Genomic DNA, 1,080 nt, shown 5'->3' on the forward strand with positions numbered 1-1,080 from the left:
TCGCGAAATTTCGCAGTCGCGACGCCAGAGACCGAGGGTTAGATCATGCCTAGCATTCACCTTCCGGCCGCCCGCTAGCGGACCCTGGTCAGGTTCCGCGAAGGTGGGCGCAGACATGCTGGGCTCGTCAGGATCAAACTGCACTATGAGGCGGCGGTTCATACCGCGCCAGGGGAGCGAATGGACAGCGAGGAGCCTCCGAACGTTCGGGTCGCCTGCTCGGGTGATATCGACGAGGTTGTGCGGCTGATGCACGACGCTGCGGCGTGGATGTCCGCCAAGGGAACGCCCGCCTGGGACGTCGCGCGGATCGACCGGACATTCGCGGAGACCTTCGTCCTGAGATCCGAGCTCCTAGTCGCGAGTTGCAGCGACGGCATCGTCGGCTGTTGCACCTTGTCGGCCGAGGATCCCGAGTTCTGGCCCGACGCCCTCAAGGGGGAGGCCGCATATCTGCACAAGCTCGCGGTGCGACGGACACATGCGGGCCGGGGTGTCAGCTCCGCGCTGATCGAGGCTTGCCGCCATGCCGCGCGAACGCAGGGGTGCGCCAAGCTGCGGCTCGACTGCCACCCGAACCTGCGTGGCCTATACGAGCGGCTCGGATTCACCCACGTCGACACTTTCAATCCCGGCTGGGATCCAACCTTCATCGCAGAACGCCTAGAACTCGAAATCTAACGTCCGTTCGGGCATCGAGGTCCATGTCGGGGTGGGACGGGCCCGTGGCTTCAAGATCACTTGCAGTCCGACCGCGATGTCTTGGTTGCGCGAGAGGTTGTCGATATCCTCCACTTCCATCATCAACCCTGGATAATGCCGCCGCCGTCATCGCCGCCGACGCCCGTGCCGGGCTTTTCGGGCCTGTCAGGCTTGCTCGGCCTTCAGCCTGCCTGGGCGAGATCTCCGGCGGACGGATTAACGGCGGAGCTTCGCCGCCTTTCGTGCGTGTGAAGGCCGAAGATAGTTCTCTCAAAAACATCCGTTTATGAGAGATACCAAATGTCATTTTCAGAAGACGACTGCACCAGTTGATTGGGCGTAATGGCTGTTGTGCAGCCAGCTCCTGACAGTTCAATA

The 1,080-nt window shown here is 62.1% G+C and carries 1 protein-coding gene; it reads left to right on the plus strand.

The window, feature by feature from the left end; translation table 11 throughout:
• Positions 1–180: 180 nt before the first annotated feature.
• Positions 181–681, plus strand: a complete 501-nt coding sequence (locus EKA13_RS27295) for a GNAT family N-acetyltransferase (protein WP_000376623.1) — start codon at positions 181–183, stop codon at positions 679–681.
• Positions 682–1,080: the final 399 nt, after the last annotated feature.

The sequence above is a fragment of the Pseudomonas defluvii genome, from assembly GCF_001695625.1.
In the GTDB taxonomy this organism is placed as follows: Bacteria; Pseudomonadota; Gammaproteobacteria; order Pseudomonadales; family Pseudomonadaceae; genus Aquipseudomonas; species Aquipseudomonas defluvii.

Bases quoted from the DNA above. Each gene is read 5' to 3' on its own strand.
- EKA13_RS27295 (WP_000376623.1), top strand. From the start codon at position 181: ATGGACAGCGAGGAGCCTCCGAACGTTCGGGTCGCCTGCTCGGGTGAT.